Genomic DNA, 16,283 nt, shown 5'->3' on the forward strand with positions numbered 1-16,283 from the left:
GCGGTTTTACCAAACCGCGTAACTGCTCGACGCTGCAAACGCCCCTAAGCGGCAATCTGACGTTCAATTTCAAGGGCGCGACCAGAAGGTCAGCGCCCTTTCATTTCACGTCACCTTGCTCGCTTAGGGTCGTTTTCGCTGACGTTGCCAAGACATTGGCGTCAACATAGTTGGCGTTGGCGATGGCGTGCTGGTCAATCCTTACAGCTCGTACAGTGTGGTGAACTTGTCCTGCAGGTAGCTGCAGTAGTAGCGGGCGTCAAAGGCCATGCCGCAGGCGCCCTTGATGAGTTCCGGCGCGTCTTTGGCGCGGCCCCACTGCCAAATGTGCTCGCCCAGCCAGGCGCGGACGGGCGCCAGATCGCCGCTCGCGCAGGCACCGGTAAGGTCGACGCCGTCGCGGCACATGGCCGGCACAAACATGGCATCGTAGGCGCTACCCAGCGCATACGTGGGGAAGTAGCCAAACGAACCGCCGCTCCAATGCGTATCCTGCAGGCAGCCGTGCGTGTCGTCGGGAACGGGAATGCCCAGGTACTCGTCCATAAAGCGGTTCCAAAGCGCGGGGATGTCCTTGGCCGCAGCCTCGCCGGCAAACAGCATACGCTCAATCTGGTAGCGCACCATAATATGCAGCGGATAGGTGAGCTCGTCGGCCTCGGTGCGGATCAACGACGGCTGCGCGATGTTCACGGCGCGGTAGAGCGTGTCTTCGTCGACGTCGCCGTAGACCTCGGGCGCGTGACGACGCAGCACCTCGAGCAGCGGGCCCATAAAGGCGCGGCTGCGACCCACGGTGTTCTCGAAAAAGCGGCTCTGGCTCTCGTGGATGCCCATGGAGGTGCCGCCCTCCAGGCAGGTGCGCGCGTAGGCGGGATTGACGCCCAGCTCGTACATGGTGTGCCCCGCCTCGTGGATGATGCTGTAGACGTTGGAGATGCAGTCGTCCTCGTAGATGTGCGTCGCGATGCGCGCATCACCCACGGCAAAGCCCTCGCTAAACGGATGCTCGGTAAAGGCAAGCGTGGTGTCGTCCAGGTCCAGGCCGACAAGCTTCATAAGGTCGAAGCTCATGGCGCGCTGGGCAGCCTCGGGCACGTGGGCGTGCAAAAAGTCGGCAGCCGGCTGCTGGCCGCGCTCGCCGATGGCGTGCACGAGCGGCACGACCGTGGCCTTGACCTCGTCGCAAAACGCGTCGAAGCTCTTGGCGGAAAGGCCGCGCTCGTACTGGTCGAGCCAAACGTCGTATGGATCGCGCTTGGGGTCCATGAGCTCGGCCTGATGCTTAAGTTGGGCGACGATTCTATCCACATAGGTCTCAAAGCTCGCCCAGTCGTTGGCTGCCTTGGCCTTGCGCCACACGGCGTCCGCCTCGCAGGTGAGCCTGGTCCAGGCCTCGGCTTCTTCGGTGGGGATGGCACTGGCCTCACGTTGATCGCGGCCGAGCACACGGATCTCGTCGAGCAGCTGAGGGTCGTCGATTTTGCCGCCGGCGACGGTCTCGCGCGCTAACGAGCGTACGAGCTCAACGGACTTCTCGCTGGTCAGCAGCTTGTGATGCTCGCCGGCAAGCGTGCCCATGGCGTCGGCACGCGCTGCTGCGCCGTTGGCGGGGGCAATGGTCGCGCCGTCAAACTCGGCAATCTTGAGCAGGTACTCACGAGTCCACAGCTTGCCTTCGAGCTTGCGGAATTTTTTGACGGCCTTATCGACCTTCATGCCTTTGGATGTCTTGCCCGCTGCAGGCTCGGCCTTCTTATCGAGTTTCTTTCCCATACCATATCCTTGATCTCGTGAGCCGAGCGCTTCGGGTGGGCGCGCGGCCAGTTTGCACAGCTACCTGCCTTGTACCCAGTGCGAACAAAACGGAACGCGGCGATGCACACGCAGAATGTGTTATCCTATAGCCCAATGCGTTGACGGAGAGGGTTTTGCCCGCCGCGTCGCCGGCAAGAGAGGGAAGGTCATGGGCTGCGAGCCTTCCTGCGGTGACAAGGGCCAAGCGTTCACTCCCGAGCAGCGACCTCAACGGGCACGCGGCCAGCGGCGGCGAAGCCCCAGTAGGGAAGCCGTGAGCCTCGCGACAAGGGGCACAGAGTGGGCGCGGCGGGCCAGACATCCGCCGGGTCAAACAAGGTGGTACCGCGGAATTCAACCGTCCTTGGGCAATGCACATGCCCGAGGGCGGTTTTTTTGTTACCGAACCGGGCCGCACATCCGCAGCTCCGGGTGGCTCCAGCCGCCGCGGCAAGTGGATGCGCGAGAGACGAAAGGGAAGACATGAGTCTGATTGATGATCTGGTCAAACTCGAGGAAGAGGCCAAGGAGCTCGTCGCAGGCGCCGATGACGCCGCCAAGCTCGAGGCTGCGCGTGTTGAGCTGCTCGGTCGCAAGGGTCGTATCACCGGCTTGATGCGCATGATGGGCAAGCTCGCCCCCGAGGATCGTCCCGTGATGGGCAAGCGCGCCAACGAGATGCGCCAGCTGATCGAGGGCATGCTCGACGAGCGAAACACCGAGATGAAGGCCGCCGCCCTCAAGCGCGCACTCGAGCACGACGCCGTCGACATCACGCTGCCGGGCATCCGTCCGCAGATCGGCCACCAGCACCTGATCAAGCAAATCATCGAGGAGGCCGAGGACATCTTCTGCGGCATCGGCTACACCGTCGAGTCCGGCCCCATGGTCGACACCTCTTACTACAACTTCACCGCGCTCAACGCTCCCATGGATCACCCGAGCCGCTCGGCCCGCGATACCTTCTACGTGGTCGACAACAACCCCGGCAGCGTCGCGCACCCCGAGGCTCACGCCCACGGCGAGTCCGACGTGCTGCTGCGCACCCAGACTTCGGGCGTGCAGATCCACACTATGGAGTCGCAGAAGCCGCCCATCTACATGATCTGCCCGGGCACCGTCTACCGTCCCGACACGGCCGATGCCTGCCACCTGCCGCAGTTCAACCAGATCGAGGGCCTGGTCGTCGACGAGGGCATCACCTTCGGCGACCTGAAGGGCACGCTCGACTACTTTGTTAAGTGCATGTTTGGCGAGGACCGCAAGACGCGCTACCGCCCGCACTTCTTCCCCTTCACCGAGCCTTCCTGCGAGGTGGACGTGAGCTGCCACGTGTGCGGCGGTAAGGGCTGCAACTTCTGCAAGCACAGCGGCTGGATCGAGATCCTGGGCTGCGGCATGGTCGACCCCAACGTCCTCATCAACTGCGGCATCGACCCCGAGAAGTACACCGGCTTCGCCTTTGGCATTGGCGCCGAGCGCGTCGCGGCCCTGCGCTACGACCTGCCGGACCTCAGAACGCTCATGACGGGCGATATGCGCTTCCTGAACCAATTTTAAGTTGACCTGTCCCGGCGGCTTCCCGAGCCACCGCACCTTGCCTTTCAATCGTCGGTTGCGTACCTAAGTACGCGGCCCTCCTCTTTCAAGGCAATCTGCGGCACCTCGGAAACCCGTCTCCGTAGCTGGAGTTTTCCGACTGTTTATTGCAGGCGTTACAGATGAAAGGAGACCAGTTAGATGCGCGTTTCTTACGACTGGCTCAAGACCATGATCGATATTCCGGAGGATCCCAAGACTCTTTCGGACGAATATATCCGTACCGGCACCGAGGTCGAGGCGATCGATACCGTGGGCGAGTCCTTCGACCACGTGGTGACCGCCCAGGTGCTCACCAAGACCTCGCACCCCGATAGCGACCACATGTATGTGTGCTCGGTCGACGTGGGTGACAAGAACCTCGACGCCGACGGCAACCCCGCCCCGCTGCAGATTGTCTGCGGCGCGCAGAACTTTGAGGCCGGCGACCACATCGTCACGGCCATGATCGGCGCCGAGCTGCCCGGCGACATCAAGATCAAGAAGAGCAAGCTTCGCGGCGTCGTGTCCATGGGCATGAACTGCTCCGCGCGCGAGCTCGGCTTGGGCGGCGACCACTCCGGCATCATGATCCTGCCCGAGGATACGCCCTGCGGCATGCCGTTTGCCGAGTACGTGGGCTCGAGCGACACCGTGCTCGACTGCGAGATCACGCCCAACCGCCCCGACTGCCTGTCCATGATCGGCATGGCTCGCGAGACCGGCGCCATCTTCGACCGCGATTTCCACGTTGAGCTGCCCGCCATCAAGGCCGAGACCGGCCGCGCGACGGACGACGAGCTTTCGGTCGAGATTGCCGACGAGGGGCTGTGCGACCGCTATGTCGCCCGCATCGTGCGTAACGTGAAGGTCGGCCCGTCGCCCGACTGGATGGTCAAGCGCCTCAACGCCCTGGGCGTGCGTCCGCACAACAACATCGTCGACATCACCAACTACGTGATGATGCTCACCGGTCAGCCGCTGCACGCCTTTGACCTGGACACCTTTGCCGAGCGCGAGGGCCATCGCCGCGTGGTGGTTCGCGCCGCCCAGCAGGACGAGAAGTTCACGACCCTCGACGGCGAGGAGCGCACGCTCGACGCCGGCATGGGTCTCATCACCGACGGCGAGCGTCCCGTGGCGCTGGCCGGCGTTATGGGCGGCATGGATTCCGAGATTGAGGACGACACCGTCGACGTGATGGTCGAGAGTGCCTGCTTCAATGCCGGTCGCACCTCGCACACCAGCCGCGACCTGTCGCTGATCTCCGACGCCTCCATCCGCTTTGAGCGTCAGGTCGACGAGACCGGCTGCGTGGATGTGGCCAACGTGGCCTGCGCGCTCATCGAAGAGATCGCCGGCGGCGAGGTTGCTCCCGGCTATGTCGACGTGTTCCCCGCGCCCAAGACCATCGATAGCATCAAGCTGCGCTTGGCCCGCGTGCACGCCATCTGCGGCGCCGACATCGAGCCCGACTTTATCGAGCGCTCGCTCACCCGCCTGGGCTGCACCGTCGAGCGCGACGGCGACGACTTTATGGTCACTCCGCCGAGCTTCCGCCCCGACCTGCCGCGCGAGATTGACCTGATCGAGGAGGTCCTGCGCCTATGGGGCATGGGCCGTGTGACGGCGACCATCCCGGCTGCCAAGAACCACATCGGCGGCCTGACCCGCGAGCAGAAGCTCACCCGCAAGGTCGGCGAAATCCTGCGCGCCTGCGGCCTCAACGAGACCACGACTTTTGGCTTTGCCGCCCCGGGCGACCTGGAGAAGATCGGCATGTCCACCGAGGGCCGCGGCTGCCCCGTGGTGCTCATGAACCCGCTGGTAGCCGAGCAGACCGAGATGCGTCGTTCGCTGCTGCCGGGCCTGTTGCAATCCGTGGCCTATAACGAGGCCCACGGCACGCCCAACGTGCACCTGTACGAGGTCGGCAGCCTGTTCCACGGTCGCGAGAACGCCAGCCTGCCCAAGGAGACCAAGTCCGTGGCGGGTGTGCTCTCGGGCCAGTGGAGCGAGCAGTCCTGGAACATGAAGTACCGCAAGCTGCGCTTCTTCTTTGGCAAGGGTATTGTCGAGGAGCTGCTCGCCCAGCTGCGCATCGAGAAGGTTCGCTTCCGTCCCGTCGAGGGCGAGAGCTATGCCTTCCTGCAGCCGGGTCGTGCTGCCGAGGTGCTCTCGGGCGGTACCGTGCTGGGCTGGGTTGGCGAGATCCACCCCGAGGCACGCGAGGCTATGGGCATTGACGAGGTCGTCGTTGCCTTTGAGCTCGATCTGGACAAGCTGATCAAGGGCGCCCGCAACCAGGAGAACTACCGTGAGTTCTCGCAGTACCCGGCCGTTGAGCACGACCTCGCTATCGTGGTCGACAATGCCGTGACCTGCGAGGATCTTGAGCGCCGTATTACCAGCGCCGGCGGCAAGCTGCTCGAGGGCGTGCGTCTGTTCGACGTCTACCGCGATCCCATCCGCATCGGAGCGGGCAAGAAGTCCATGGCCTTTGCGCTTACGTATCGCTCGGACGATCACACGCTTACCAGCGAAGAGGTCGAGAAGGCGCACCAGAAGATCGTCACCAAGGTGTGCAAGGGCGTAAACGGCGAGGTTCGCGGCTAGGATCGCTTGCGTCTGTGACGAATGTATTGCAAAACGGCGCACTGCTTTGTTGGCAGTGCGCCGTTTGCTATGATAGCCGGCGGCGTGTTACGAACCTAGCAATACGTAACACTGGCAAGGTGATTCAAACGGCGCTGCGATCGCGTGCCGACAACCGGGAGGCGTATATGCACATTCCAGATAATTATCTGTCCCCGCAGACCGATGCCGTCATGGCGGTTGCGATGGTGCCCGTTTGGGTCCACTGCATCAAGAAGGTGCGCGCCACGCTCGATCGCGAGCACATGGCTTTTCTGGGCATCTGCGCCGCATTCTCCTTCTTGCTCATGATGTTTAACGTTCCGCTGCCCGGCGGCACCACAGGCCACGCCGTCGGCGGCGCACTCATCGCGCTGCTGCTGGGCCCCGAGGCCGCGGCTATCGCTGTCTCGGTCGCGCTGGCGCTGCAGGCGCTGCTGTTTGGCGACGGCGGCGTTCTGTCGTTTGCCGCCAACTGCTTTAACATGGCCTTTGTGCTGCCGTTTGTCGCTGCTATCGTGTTCCGTGCGCTCAACAGCCGTCTGCACGACAAGAGCTGGGGCACCTCGGTTTCTGCCATCGTGAGCGGCTGGGTCGGCCTGTGCCTGGCGGCCCTGTGCGCGGCAATCGAGTTTGGTATTCAGCCGATGCTCTTCACCAACGCTTCGGGCGCGCCGCTGTACTGCCCCTTCCCGCTGTCCGTGGCTATTCCGGCCATGTTGATCCCGCATATGCTGGTTGCCGGCGTGATCGAGGGCGTGGCGACGGCCGCCATCTACGGTTTCATTAAGAAGACGGCGCCGAGCATTATCGTCGGGCCCGAGGCCGCCGATGGCCAGCTTGCTGCCGAGGGCGCTGCTGCCAAGAAGACCTCGCTGGTCCCCACGCTCATCCTGGTCGCCGTGCTTGTCGTAGCTACGCCGCTGGGCCTGCTGGCCACGGGTGACGCCTGGGGTGAGTGGGACGCCGAGGGCGCCGCGACCGCCGTTCAGGAGGCTGGCGATGACAGCCTGCAGGCTTCGGTCGGCCTCGATACCCCGACCTTTGCCGATGCCCTGCCCACGGGCGATTATCTGCAGGCCTATTCCGAGGAGCAGGGCCTTGGCTTTGCCGGCCAGGCCGCGATGTATATTCTTTCGGGCGTAATTGGCGTGGCGGTGCTCACCATCGCATTCCGCCTGGTCTCGCTGACGGTCAAGGAAAGCGGTGCTCATGGCAATAGCCGAGCTGCCTAGTTGGCTTGCGGTCGAGCAGCGTTACGAGCCTGCGGGGGCTCGGCATCGCGTGATGCAAAAGAATGTCCTGCACCTGGCGAGCCTGCTTGAGCGGGTTCGCCTGGGTGGAGGCGCGAACGAGGGCGGGTCGATGGTCGACCGCGCCCTTTCTTGCGTTTCGGCTCCGGTGCGCCTGGTGGGGATGTTCGTCTGCGTTCTGTGCGTGTGCCTGACGCAGAGCCCGCTGTACCTCATGTTGATGGCGGCTATCGCGTTGGTGCTGGTCGCGGTGCGCCCTGTACGCGGGCTGCGCGCTACCTTTGTGCCGGCGTTGGCTGCCGCGGGGTTTGCCGTGGTTTTGGCGCTGCCTGCCCTGCTGCTGGGTGCTTCAGCCACGGGCGCCATGCTCAAGATTGCACTCAAGACGTTCATTAACGTGTCGCTGGTGCTGGGCGTTTCGTGGACGCTCACCTGGAGTCGCATGTCGGCGGCGCTTAAGATGCTGCGCCTGCCCGACGAGGTCATCTTTACCTTTGATATGGCACTCAAGCATATCGAGGTGCTGGGATGCACGGCGCACGATCTGTGCGAATCGGTCATGTTGCGCAGCGTTGGCCGTGCGCCTGAGGGATTTTCGCGTACCGATTCGATCGCGGGTATCATGGGCATGACCTTTATCAAGGCGATGGAGTGCAGCCACGCGATGGACGAGGCTATGCTCTGCCGCGGCTTTGCCGGTGCGTACCCGGCGCCCGGGCGGAGCGGCTTTGGCTGGCGCGATGCGGTTTATGCGGCCGTCGTGGTGCTGCTCGCCGTGTTGTGCGCGGTGCTGTAGCGCGGGCGGCCGAGCCGTCGATGTGGATAGGGAAGGGCGACGTTTTGGCAAACGATACGAATGGCGTGATGGGCGCGAGCGGTGCTACTGGCGCCAAGAGCGTGCCGCTCATCGAGTTTCGCGACGTGGTGTTCTCCTATGCGGGGCATACGGTTGTCGATGGTGTGTCGCTGCAGGTCGATCGTGGTGAACTCGTTGCCCTACTCGGTCCCAACGGCTGCGGTAAGACGACGATTATGCGCCTTATCAACGGTCTTGAACTAGCGGACGCGGGCGCGTACCTGTTTGACGGGCACGTGATCGATGCGGCATATCTCAAGGATTCCGCAGCCGCTCAGCGTTTTCATCAGCGCGTGGGCTTTGTGTTCCAGAATGCCGACGCCCAGCTGTTCTGCGCTACGGTGGGCGAGGAAGTTGCTTTTGGCCCCGCGCAGATGGGGCTGCCGACAGACGAGCTCGAGCGCCGCGTCCGCGATGCCATGGAGCTGTTCCAGGTTGCCGATCTGGTCGATGCCTCGCCCTATCAGCTTTCGGGCGGGCAAAAGAAGCGCGTTGCGCTGGCTGCGGTCGTGTCGATGAACCCCGATATCCTAGTGCTCGATGAGCCCACCAACGGGCTCGATGAGGACTCGTGCGACATCGTAGTCAACTTTTTGCTGGCCTACGTTGCTGCCGGTAAGACGGTTTTGATGAGTACGCACCATCAAGATTTGGTGCGCCGCCTGGAGGCCCGTGCCATCTATATCGATCGATATCACCATGTGGTCGAGGCGCCCGTGCCGTCGTATGGAACCGAAAGCGGTGCTGCGGACTAGTTGCTGCGTAGAGGATGCGTAGCCGCCCGTGCGGCTTTGCCGTGATGGTATAGTTATCCAGGTTTTTTATGGGGGTGGCTATGCCAAGCTGGAACATTCATATCGCTCAGACGGAGCGTTTGCTGGAGCGCACCAGTGCGCTTGCCGATAGCGTGCGCGACCGCAATGCCTTTTTGTTTGGCTGCGTGGTTCCGGATATCTTCGTGGGCTATATGGTCCCTGGCATCGCCGATCCCATCCCGTACCGCATTACGCACTTTGCCAAGCCTGAGCCCATCCCTAAGCCTCGTGAGCATGAGTTCTGGGAAACCTATGTGGCACCGTTGCTTAAAAGTTCGCCCACCGGTGCGCCGGCCGCGGCGACCTCGATTATCGAGGAGCGCGAGCGACTGAACCGCGTGCGCTATCCCCAGCGCTACAGGGATGCCGAGCCGGTCGTCGGCCCCGGCGCTCGTGAGTTCTCGCTTGCGTCCGAGGACGTGGCGCAGTCGTTGCTCGATTTGACACTGGGTGTCTGGTCGCATCTGGTGGCCGATACCGTATGGAATACGCGCGTGAATCAGTACCTGGAGGCGCACGGCGGCAAGCCGTGCGAGGAATTCCGCATTAAAAAGCAAGGCGACTTTGACTGGTTTGGTAAGACGCTCGGCATTGTTTCGATTCCGCGCGCGACCGATCGCCTGTATACTGCGGCGACGCGTTTTGGGCAGTATCCCATCCATAAGGAGTATGTGCTCAAGACCATTGGCGTTATGCACGAGATCGTGCGCGAAAACCCCGGCGAGCCCGATCATCCGCCATACCGCCTGCTAACTGAGGAGTTTTTTGATGCAACGTTTACCGAGGTCATCGAGCTGACCGAGGCGGGATTTGCCGCCCGCGTCGCATCACCCGGTGTTCCTGCTCTGCCCCTGATCGCTAGCTGCTAGCTGGCCGGCCCGGCAGTGAACAGCTCATCCCAATCGACCAACAGCTCCCGTCGCAGGGCGTAAACACGGCAAACGAGCTGCACATTTCATAGCATGCCATAAGTAGCTGGTTGCGTGTCATGCCGTGCGGGAGGCATCGACGCACAGAAAAAGGGCCCGGAAGGCGAAGCCTTCCGGGCCCTTTGCAATGCAAGCATGCTTGCAAGTACGACTTAACGCACCTGAGCGACGTAAGCGACGTTGGTCGAGGAGACCTTGTCCTCGAGCTGGACGCTCATGCGGGGATCGCCGGCGGTAGCGACGGTCAAATCGCCAGCCTCGACGTAGCCGAGCTCCTTAGCGGTCTCGATCGCCTTGACGATCGTGCCGTTGACGGTGCCCTGGGTAATCTCGGCCTGGTGCGGGATAACGCCCCAGTACATGATCATCTGCTGGACGGCCCACTCGTGGCGGGAGAACGCGCAGATCGGCATGTTGGGGCGGAAGTGCGAGATCAGGCGAGCGGTACGACCGGTGGTCGTCGGCACGGTGATGCACTTGGCGCCAACGGTGGTGGCCATGTTCACAGCGGACATACCCACAACGTTGTTGACGACGCGGGTGCCGTGAGCGTCGGCCGGAACCTCGAGCGGAGCGTGGGCCGGGAGGTACTTCTCGGTCTCGAGAGCAATGCTGGCCTGCATCTTAACGGCCTCGACCGGGTACTTACCGGCAGCGGACTCGCCGGACAGCATAACGGCGTCGGTGCCGTCGTAGATGGCGTTAGCAACGTCGGCAACCTCGGCGCGCGTCGGGCGCGGGTTCTGCTGCATGGAGTCGAGCATCTGCGTAGCGGTGATAACGGGCTTGTAGGCCGCGTTGCACTTGGCGATGATCTCCTTCTGGATGTGCGGAACGAGCTCGGGCTTGATCTCGATACCCAGGTCGCCACGGGCGACCATGATGCCGTCGGAAGCCTCGAGGATCTCGTCGAAGTTCTCGACGCCCAGGGCGCACTCGATCTTCGGGAAGATCGTCACGTGCTCGCCACCGTTCTCGCGGCAAAGCTTGCGGATGCCGCGGACGGACTCGCCGTCACGGATGAAGGAAGCGGCGATGTAGTCGATGTTCTCGGTCAGGCCAAAGAGGATGTCCTGACGATCGCGCTCGGTGATGGCGGGCAGCGAAATGTTGACGTTGGGCATGTTGACGCCCTTGCGCTCGCCAATCAGGCCGTCGTTCTTAACGACGCAGGTCATGTCCTGGCCGCTGACGGACTCGACCTCGAGGGCAACCAGGCCGTCATCGATCAGGATGAGGGAGCCCTTCTCGACCTCGGAGGGCAGAGCCAGGTAGTCGAGGGAGATGTGCTCAGCGGTGCCGTGGAAATCCTCGGACGTGGGCTGAGCGGTGACGACAATCTTGTCGCCGGTCTTGACGGCAACCTTCTTGCCATCGACCAGAAGGCCGGTGCGGACCTCGGGGCCCTTGGTGTCGAGCAGGATGCCGACGGGCAGACCGAGCTCCTTGGAAATACGACGGACGCGCTCGATGCGACCGTGGTGCTCGTCGTAGGATCCGTGCGAGAAGTTAAAACGGGCGACGTTCATGCCCGCCTTGATCATCTCGCGGATGGTCTCGTCGCTATCGCAGGCGGGACCCATGGTGCATACAATCTTGGTGCGCTTGTACATTCAGACCTCCATCTGACATCGTCTTGCGCTGATAGATAAACCATAAGAAATAAAACCGAAATGATTATAACGAAATGCCGACCGAATACCCCAAAAAATCGACCGTATGCCGAAATGGAAGTTCATTTTTTGCGAGAAAAACGGTATATGAAAAATCTTTACCAACCGCTCTAACCGCTGCTATCTGGGCGATATTTCAGTTTGACGATGTGCCGAAGAAAAAACGTTTTACCAATGTTGAGCATCACACGGTCTGCACCGTTGCGTGCGGACCATATTTCCAAACCGATTGTTTTGGCTAGACGCGTCGCTTTGGGGTACCATAGCTCCACTATCAACTGCCGCTCAGCACGGCAGCCTTGATGAGCCCTTGCCCTTCTCCTGGGAATTATGATCGGGCATCAATCTGCTGAGTGGCCCGAATCCCAGGAGGGGACTCTATATGCAAAAGGAATACCTGTCCGCCGCGGCGGAGGTGCTCAGCGACCAAGGTGTCGATGAGAACCTCGGCCTGAGCAACGGCGAGGCGTCTTCGCGCCTCGCCAAGACAGGCCCTAACAAGCTCGAGGAAGCCGAGAAGACGCCGCTGTGGAAGCGTTTCTTTGAGCAGATGGCCGACCCCATGGTCATCATGCTGATCGTTGCCGCCGTCATCAGTGCGCTCACGGGCATGGTCAAGGGCGAGCCCGACTTTGCCGATGTTGCCATCATCATGTTCGTCGTTATCGTCAACTCGGTGCTGGGCGTGGTCCAGGAAGCCAAGAGCGAGGAGGCCCTCGAGGCCCTGCAGGAGATGAGTGCGGCGCAGTCCAAGGTGCTACGCGACGGCAAGCTCGTGCACCTGCCGAGCGCCGAGCTCGTGCCCGGCGACGTGATCATGCTCGAGGCGGGCGACTCCGTCCCGGCCGACTGCCGCGTGCTCGAGAGCGCCACGATGAAGATCGAAGAGGCCGCGCTCACCGGCGAGTCCGTGCCCGTCGAGAAGCATGCCAACGTGATCGAGCTCGCCGCTGGCACCGACGACGTGCCGCTCGGCGACCGTAAGAACATGTGCTATATGGGCTCCACCGTCGTGTACGGCCGTGGTCGCGCCGTCGTGGTCGGCACCGGCATGAACACCGAGATGGGCAAGATCGCCGGCGCCCTGGCCGAGGCCAAGGAAGAGCTCACGCCGCTGCAGGTGAAGCTCGCCGAGCTCAGCCGCATCCTCACCATCATGGTGATCGTCATCTGCGTCGTCATCTTTGGCGTTGACATCCTCCGCCACGGCGTGGGCAACGTCCTTACCGATCCGACTGCCCTGCTCGACACCTTTATGGTTGCCGTCTCGCTCGCCGTCGCCGCCATCCCCGAGGGCCTTGTTGCCGTCGTGACCATCGTCCTTTCGCTTGGCGTGACCAAGATGGCCAAGCGCCAGGCGATTATCCGCAAGCTCTCTGCTGTCGAGACCCTTGGCTGCACACAGACCATCTGCTCCGACAAGACCGGTACCCTTACCCAGAACAAGATGACCGTCGTCAAGCACGAGCTCGCTGCGCCCAAGGAGAAGTTCCTGGCCGGCATGGCGCTGTGCTCCGATGCTCAGTGGGACGAGGAGCTGGGCGAGGCCGTGGGCGAGCCGACCGAGTGCGCGCTCGTCAACGACGCCGGCAAGGCTGGCCTCACCGGCCTGACTGCCGAGCATCCGCGCGTGGGCGAGGCCCCGTTCGACTCGGGCCGCAAGATGATGTCCGTGATCGTCGAGACCCTGGATGGCGAGTACGAGCAGTACACCAAGGGCGCGCCCGACGTGGTGATCGGCCTGTGCACCCATATCTACGAGGGCGAAAAGGTCGTCCCGCTGACCGAGGAGCGTCGCGCCGAGCTCGTGGCCGCCAACAAGGCCATGGCCGACGAGGCTCTGCGCGTGCTGGCGCTGGCAAGCCGCACCTACACCGAGGTCCCGAGCGAGTGCAGCCCCGCTGCGCTCGAGCACGACCTGGTCTTCTGCGGCCTGTCCGGCATGATTGACCCTGTCCGCCCCGAGGTCGCCGACGCCATCCGCGAGGCGCACGATGCCGGTATCCGCACCGTCATGATCACGGGCGACCACATCGACACCGCCGTGGCCATCGCCAAACAGCTGGGCATCGTCACCGATCGCAGCCATGCCATCACCGGTGCCGACCTCGATCGCATGAGTGACGAGGAGCTCGACGCGCACATCGAGGACTACGGCGTGTACGCCCGCGTCCAACCCGAGCACAAGACACGCATCGTCGAGGCTTGGAAGTCGCGCGACCAGATCGTGGCCATGACGGGCGACGGCGTCAACGACGCCCCGTCCATCAAGCGCGCCGACATCGGCGTGGGCATGGGCATTACTGGTACCGACGTCACCAAGAACGTCGCCGACATGGTGCTCGCCGACGATAACTTTGCCACCATCATCGGTGCCTGCGAAGAGGGCCGTCGCATCTACGACAACATCCGCAAGGTCATCCAGTTCCTGCTTTCGGCCAACCTTGCCGAGGTGTTCTCGGTGTTTATCGCCACGCTCATCGGCTTTACCATCTTCCAGCCGGTGCAGCTGCTGTGGGTGAACCTGGTCACCGACTGCTTCCCCGCGCTCGCGCTGGGCATGGAGGATGCCGAGGGCGACATCATGAAGCGCAAGCCGCGCAACGCCAAGGACGGTGTCTTTGCCGGACATATGGGTCTGGACTGTGTGGTCCAGGGCCTAATCATCACCGTGCTGGTGCTGGCGAGCTTCTTTGTGGGCGTGTACTTTGACATGGGCTACATCCATATCGCCGATATGATCGCCGGCAATGCCGACGAGGAAGGCGTGATGATGGCGTTCATCACGCTCAACATGGTTGAGATTTTCCACTGCTTCAATATGCGCAGCCGTCGTGCGTCGCTGTTCACCATGAAGAAGCAGAACAAGTGGCTGTGGGCTTCCGCCGCGCTGGCGCTGGTGCTGACGGTGATCGTAACCGTGCAGCCGACGCTTGCCGAGATGTTCTTTGGCCCCGTGACGCTTGAGCTCAAGGGCGTTCTTGCCGCGCTGGGCCTGGCCTTCCTGATCATCCCGCTGATGGAGATCTACAAGGCGATCATGCGCGCGGTCGAGAAGGAGTAAGTTAACCTGTCCGGGCCCGCCCCTGCGTGTTTTCTTCTTCGCTGGTCCTCGCGCTTCGCGCTGCGGGATCGCTCAGAAGAAAACACTCCCGGGGTGGGCCCTACGGTATCCTTACTGGCTTTTCTCCCGCGCGGATGAAAAAGGGCTGAGGGAAAGAAGGTGAGCGGCCGAGCAATTGCTCGGCCGCTCGTTTTGAATAAAGGATGTGCCCTTTGGAAACCCCTCTCGGCGGGCGGGCCCTGCGGTGACGTTGCTGACTTTTCTCCCGTGTGGATGATAAAGGCTGAGGGAAAGTGTGTGAGTCGGTCGAGCATTTGCTCGACCGACTCTTTTTTGTGGGAAAATACCTGCTCAGTTGTGATTTGTGGTGCTGGGAGGCGCTTGTGGGCAAGGCTAAGGCTAAAGCGAAGAAAAAGACGACGGGGGCGCGGGCTAAGCGCGATCGTCGTCGGAAGCTTGCGACCGAAGCTCCCGCGTCTGCCGAGGAACTGCTGGCAAGCGTGCCGGGACTCGACGCGCTGCGGGACGTTCCGGCGTTTGATGACCTGCCGGTCGATGAAGCCCAGCAGGCTGCCTTTGATGATTTCTGCGCGCATGTCGAGGAGCCCGAGCAGATGCAGCTTGGCGCCGTGGTGCGCTTGGATCGCGGGTTTCCACTGGTGGCGACTGCCGACGATACCTTCCGCGCCGAGCATGCCGTGGGATTTGCCAAGTCGCGCGGTGGGGACGAGGTCCTGCTGCCTGCCGTGGGCGATCGTGTGGCGGTGCGCCGCGCTCCCGGGCACGATATGGGCGTGATTGAGTGCGTGCTGCCGCGCCGTACGAGCTTTGAGCGTTGGCGCGGCCGTGCCCGCGGAGAGCGCCAGGTGCTCTGCTCCAACGTGGATAGCGTGCTAATCGTGCAGGCGCTCGGTGCCGGCGAGGTGCTGCTCGACCGCGTGGCGCGCTCGCTGGTGTTGGCGCTCGACTGCGATGCCGAACCGGTGGTGGTGCTCACCAAGGCTGACCGCTGCGATGCCGGGGAGCTCGAGCGCGATCTGGACCGCGTGCGCCGCCTGGTGGGTCCGAACGTGCGCGTGATCGTGACGTCCTCTGCCGAGGGCCGCGGCCTGGACGAGGTCCGTTCCTGCGTGCCTGCTGGGAGCTGCGCCATGATTCTAGGCGAGTCGGGTGCCGGCAAGTCGACGCTACTCAATGCGCTGCTGGGCCACGATACGTTGGCGACCGGCGGTGTGCGCGAACGCGACGATCAGGGCCGTCACACTACCGTCGCGCGCGTGATGGTGGCGCTGCCGGGCGACGCCGGCGTGATCGCCGATGCCCCGGGCCTGCGCAGCCTACCGCTCGTGGGTCACGAGCGGGGTCTGGCGCGCGCCTTCCCCGAGATTGTCGAGGCATCGCGCGCGTGCCGGTTTGGCGACTGCACGCATACGCATGAGCCGGGTTGCGCCGTTCGCGAGGCCGAGGATGCCGGGCAGATTGACAGCCTGCGCCTGGAAACGTTTCAAAACTTGGCGTCATCTATGCGCGTGAGTGCTCAAATGCTCGATCCCGATGTTCATCTGTAATTGAATTTATCTATGACAGCCGTCTCCCAACTGTTCGGGAGACGGCTTTTTTGCTGCGGAAAAGCCTCGAAACATGCAGTTTGCTGACGTGCTGACCAAAACCTTGCCACGAGCTT

11 protein-coding genes are annotated in these 16,283 nt (G+C 62.7%); 9 read left to right on the forward strand and 2 right to left on the reverse strand.

Annotation, left to right across the window (positions count from 1 at the left end):
• Window positions 1–201: 201 nt before the first annotated feature.
• Window positions 202–1,776, reverse strand: coding sequence for a carboxypeptidase M32 (locus DXD39_RS07055; protein WP_117583829.1), 1,575 nt, complete (start codon window positions 1,774–1,776; stop codon window positions 202–204).
• A 504-nt stretch (window positions 1,777–2,280) separates the two neighbouring features.
• On the opposite strand from DXD39_RS07055, the gene pheS reads away from it, so the two are divergent.
• From pheS to DXD39_RS07085, 6 genes are all read left to right on the forward strand, one after another.
• Window positions 2,281–3,357, forward strand: coding sequence for a phenylalanine--tRNA ligase subunit alpha (pheS, locus tag DXD39_RS07060; protein WP_055250566.1), 1,077 nt, complete (start codon window positions 2,281–2,283; stop codon window positions 3,355–3,357).
• Window positions 3,358–3,537: 180 nt separating this feature from the next.
• Complete coding sequence (pheT, locus tag DXD39_RS07065; protein ID WP_117803611.1) at window positions 3,538–5,991, forward strand: phenylalanine--tRNA ligase subunit beta; 2,454 nt, start codon at window positions 3,538–3,540, stop codon at window positions 5,989–5,991.
• A 167-nt stretch (window positions 5,992–6,158) separates the two neighbouring features.
• Entirely contained in the window at window positions 6,159–7,244 is a 1,086-nt protein-coding gene (cbiM, locus tag DXD39_RS07070) for a cobalt transporter CbiM (protein WP_117803612.1), read from the forward strand.
• On the forward strand, window positions 7,222–8,058 hold the full coding sequence (locus tag DXD39_RS07075) for an energy-coupling factor transporter transmembrane protein EcfT (protein ID WP_117803613.1): 837 nt from the start codon (window positions 7,222–7,224) through the stop codon (window positions 8,056–8,058). Before cbiM ends, DXD39_RS07075 begins: the two co-directional genes overlap by 23 nt.
• A gap of 44 nt (window positions 8,059–8,102) precedes the next feature.
• The gene (locus DXD39_RS07080) at window positions 8,103–8,873 is read left to right on the forward strand and encodes an energy-coupling factor ABC transporter ATP-binding protein (RefSeq protein ID WP_233541135.1); all 771 of its coding nucleotides are present in this window, start codon (window positions 8,103–8,105) and stop codon (window positions 8,871–8,873) included.
• Window positions 8,874–8,953: 80 nt separating this feature from the next.
• The gene (locus DXD39_RS07085) at window positions 8,954–9,802 is read left to right on the forward strand and encodes a hypothetical protein (RefSeq protein WP_117803615.1); all 849 of its coding nucleotides are present in this window, start codon (window positions 8,954–8,956) and stop codon (window positions 9,800–9,802) included.
• Window positions 9,803–10,014: 212 nt separating this feature from the next.
• Here DXD39_RS07085 and pyk read toward each other — a convergent pair whose 3' ends face one another.
• The gene (gene pyk / locus DXD39_RS07090) at window positions 10,015–11,475 is read right to left on the reverse strand and encodes a pyruvate kinase (protein ID WP_117637393.1); all 1,461 of its coding nucleotides are present in this window, start codon (window positions 11,473–11,475) and stop codon (window positions 10,015–10,017) included.
• Between the two features lie 74 nt (window positions 11,476–11,549).
• On the opposite strand from pyk, the gene DXD39_RS10175 reads away from it, so the two are divergent.
• From DXD39_RS10175 to rsgA, 3 genes are all read left to right on the forward strand, one after another.
• Window positions 11,550–11,777, forward strand: a complete 228-nt coding sequence (locus tag DXD39_RS10175) for a hypothetical protein (protein WP_147348100.1) — start codon at window positions 11,550–11,552, stop codon at window positions 11,775–11,777.
• Between the two features lie 140 nt (window positions 11,778–11,917).
• The gene (locus DXD39_RS07095) at window positions 11,918–14,599 is read left to right on the forward strand and encodes a cation-translocating P-type ATPase (protein ID WP_117803616.1); all 2,682 of its coding nucleotides are present in this window, start codon (window positions 11,918–11,920) and stop codon (window positions 14,597–14,599) included.
• Between the two features lie 614 nt (window positions 14,600–15,213).
• Window positions 15,214–16,167 (forward strand): ribosome small subunit-dependent GTPase A, encoded by a 954-nt coding sequence (rsgA, locus tag DXD39_RS07100; protein WP_199572156.1) that lies wholly within the window; start codon window positions 15,214–15,216, stop codon window positions 16,165–16,167.
• Window positions 16,168–16,283 lie beyond the last annotated feature (116 nt).

Origin of the sequence: Collinsella sp. TM04-29 (assembly GCF_003466565.1) — a bacterium.
Taxonomy (GTDB): domain Bacteria; phylum Actinomycetota; class Coriobacteriia; order Coriobacteriales; family Coriobacteriaceae; genus Collinsella.

Bases quoted from the DNA above. Each gene is read 5' to 3' on its own strand.
- DXD39_RS07055 (WP_117583829.1), bottom strand. From the start codon at position 1,776: ATGGGAAAGAAACTCGATAAGAAGGCCGAGCCTGCAGCGGGCAAGACA.
- pheS (WP_055250566.1), top strand. From the start codon at position 2,281: ATGAGTCTGATTGATGATCTGGTCAAACTCGAGGAAGAGGCCAAGGAG.
- pheT (WP_117803611.1), top strand. From the start codon at position 3,538: ATGCGCGTTTCTTACGACTGGCTCAAGACCATGATCGATATTCCGGAG.
- cbiM (WP_117803612.1), top strand. From the start codon at position 6,159: ATGCACATTCCAGATAATTATCTGTCCCCGCAGACCGATGCCGTCATG.
- DXD39_RS07075 (WP_117803613.1), top strand. From the start codon at position 7,222: ATGGCAATAGCCGAGCTGCCTAGTTGGCTTGCGGTCGAGCAGCGTTAC.
- DXD39_RS07085 (WP_117803615.1), top strand. From the start codon at position 8,954: ATGCCAAGCTGGAACATTCATATCGCTCAGACGGAGCGTTTGCTGGAG.
- pyk (WP_117637393.1), bottom strand. From the start codon at position 11,475: ATGTACAAGCGCACCAAGATTGTATGCACCATGGGTCCCGCCTGCGAT.
- DXD39_RS10175 (WP_147348100.1), top strand. From the start codon at position 11,550: ATGCCGACCGAATACCCCAAAAAATCGACCGTATGCCGAAATGGAAGT.
- DXD39_RS07095 (WP_117803616.1), top strand. From the start codon at position 11,918: ATGCAAAAGGAATACCTGTCCGCCGCGGCGGAGGTGCTCAGCGACCAA.
- rsgA (WP_199572156.1), top strand. From the start codon at position 15,214: ATGCAGCTTGGCGCCGTGGTGCGCTTGGATCGCGGGTTTCCACTGGTG.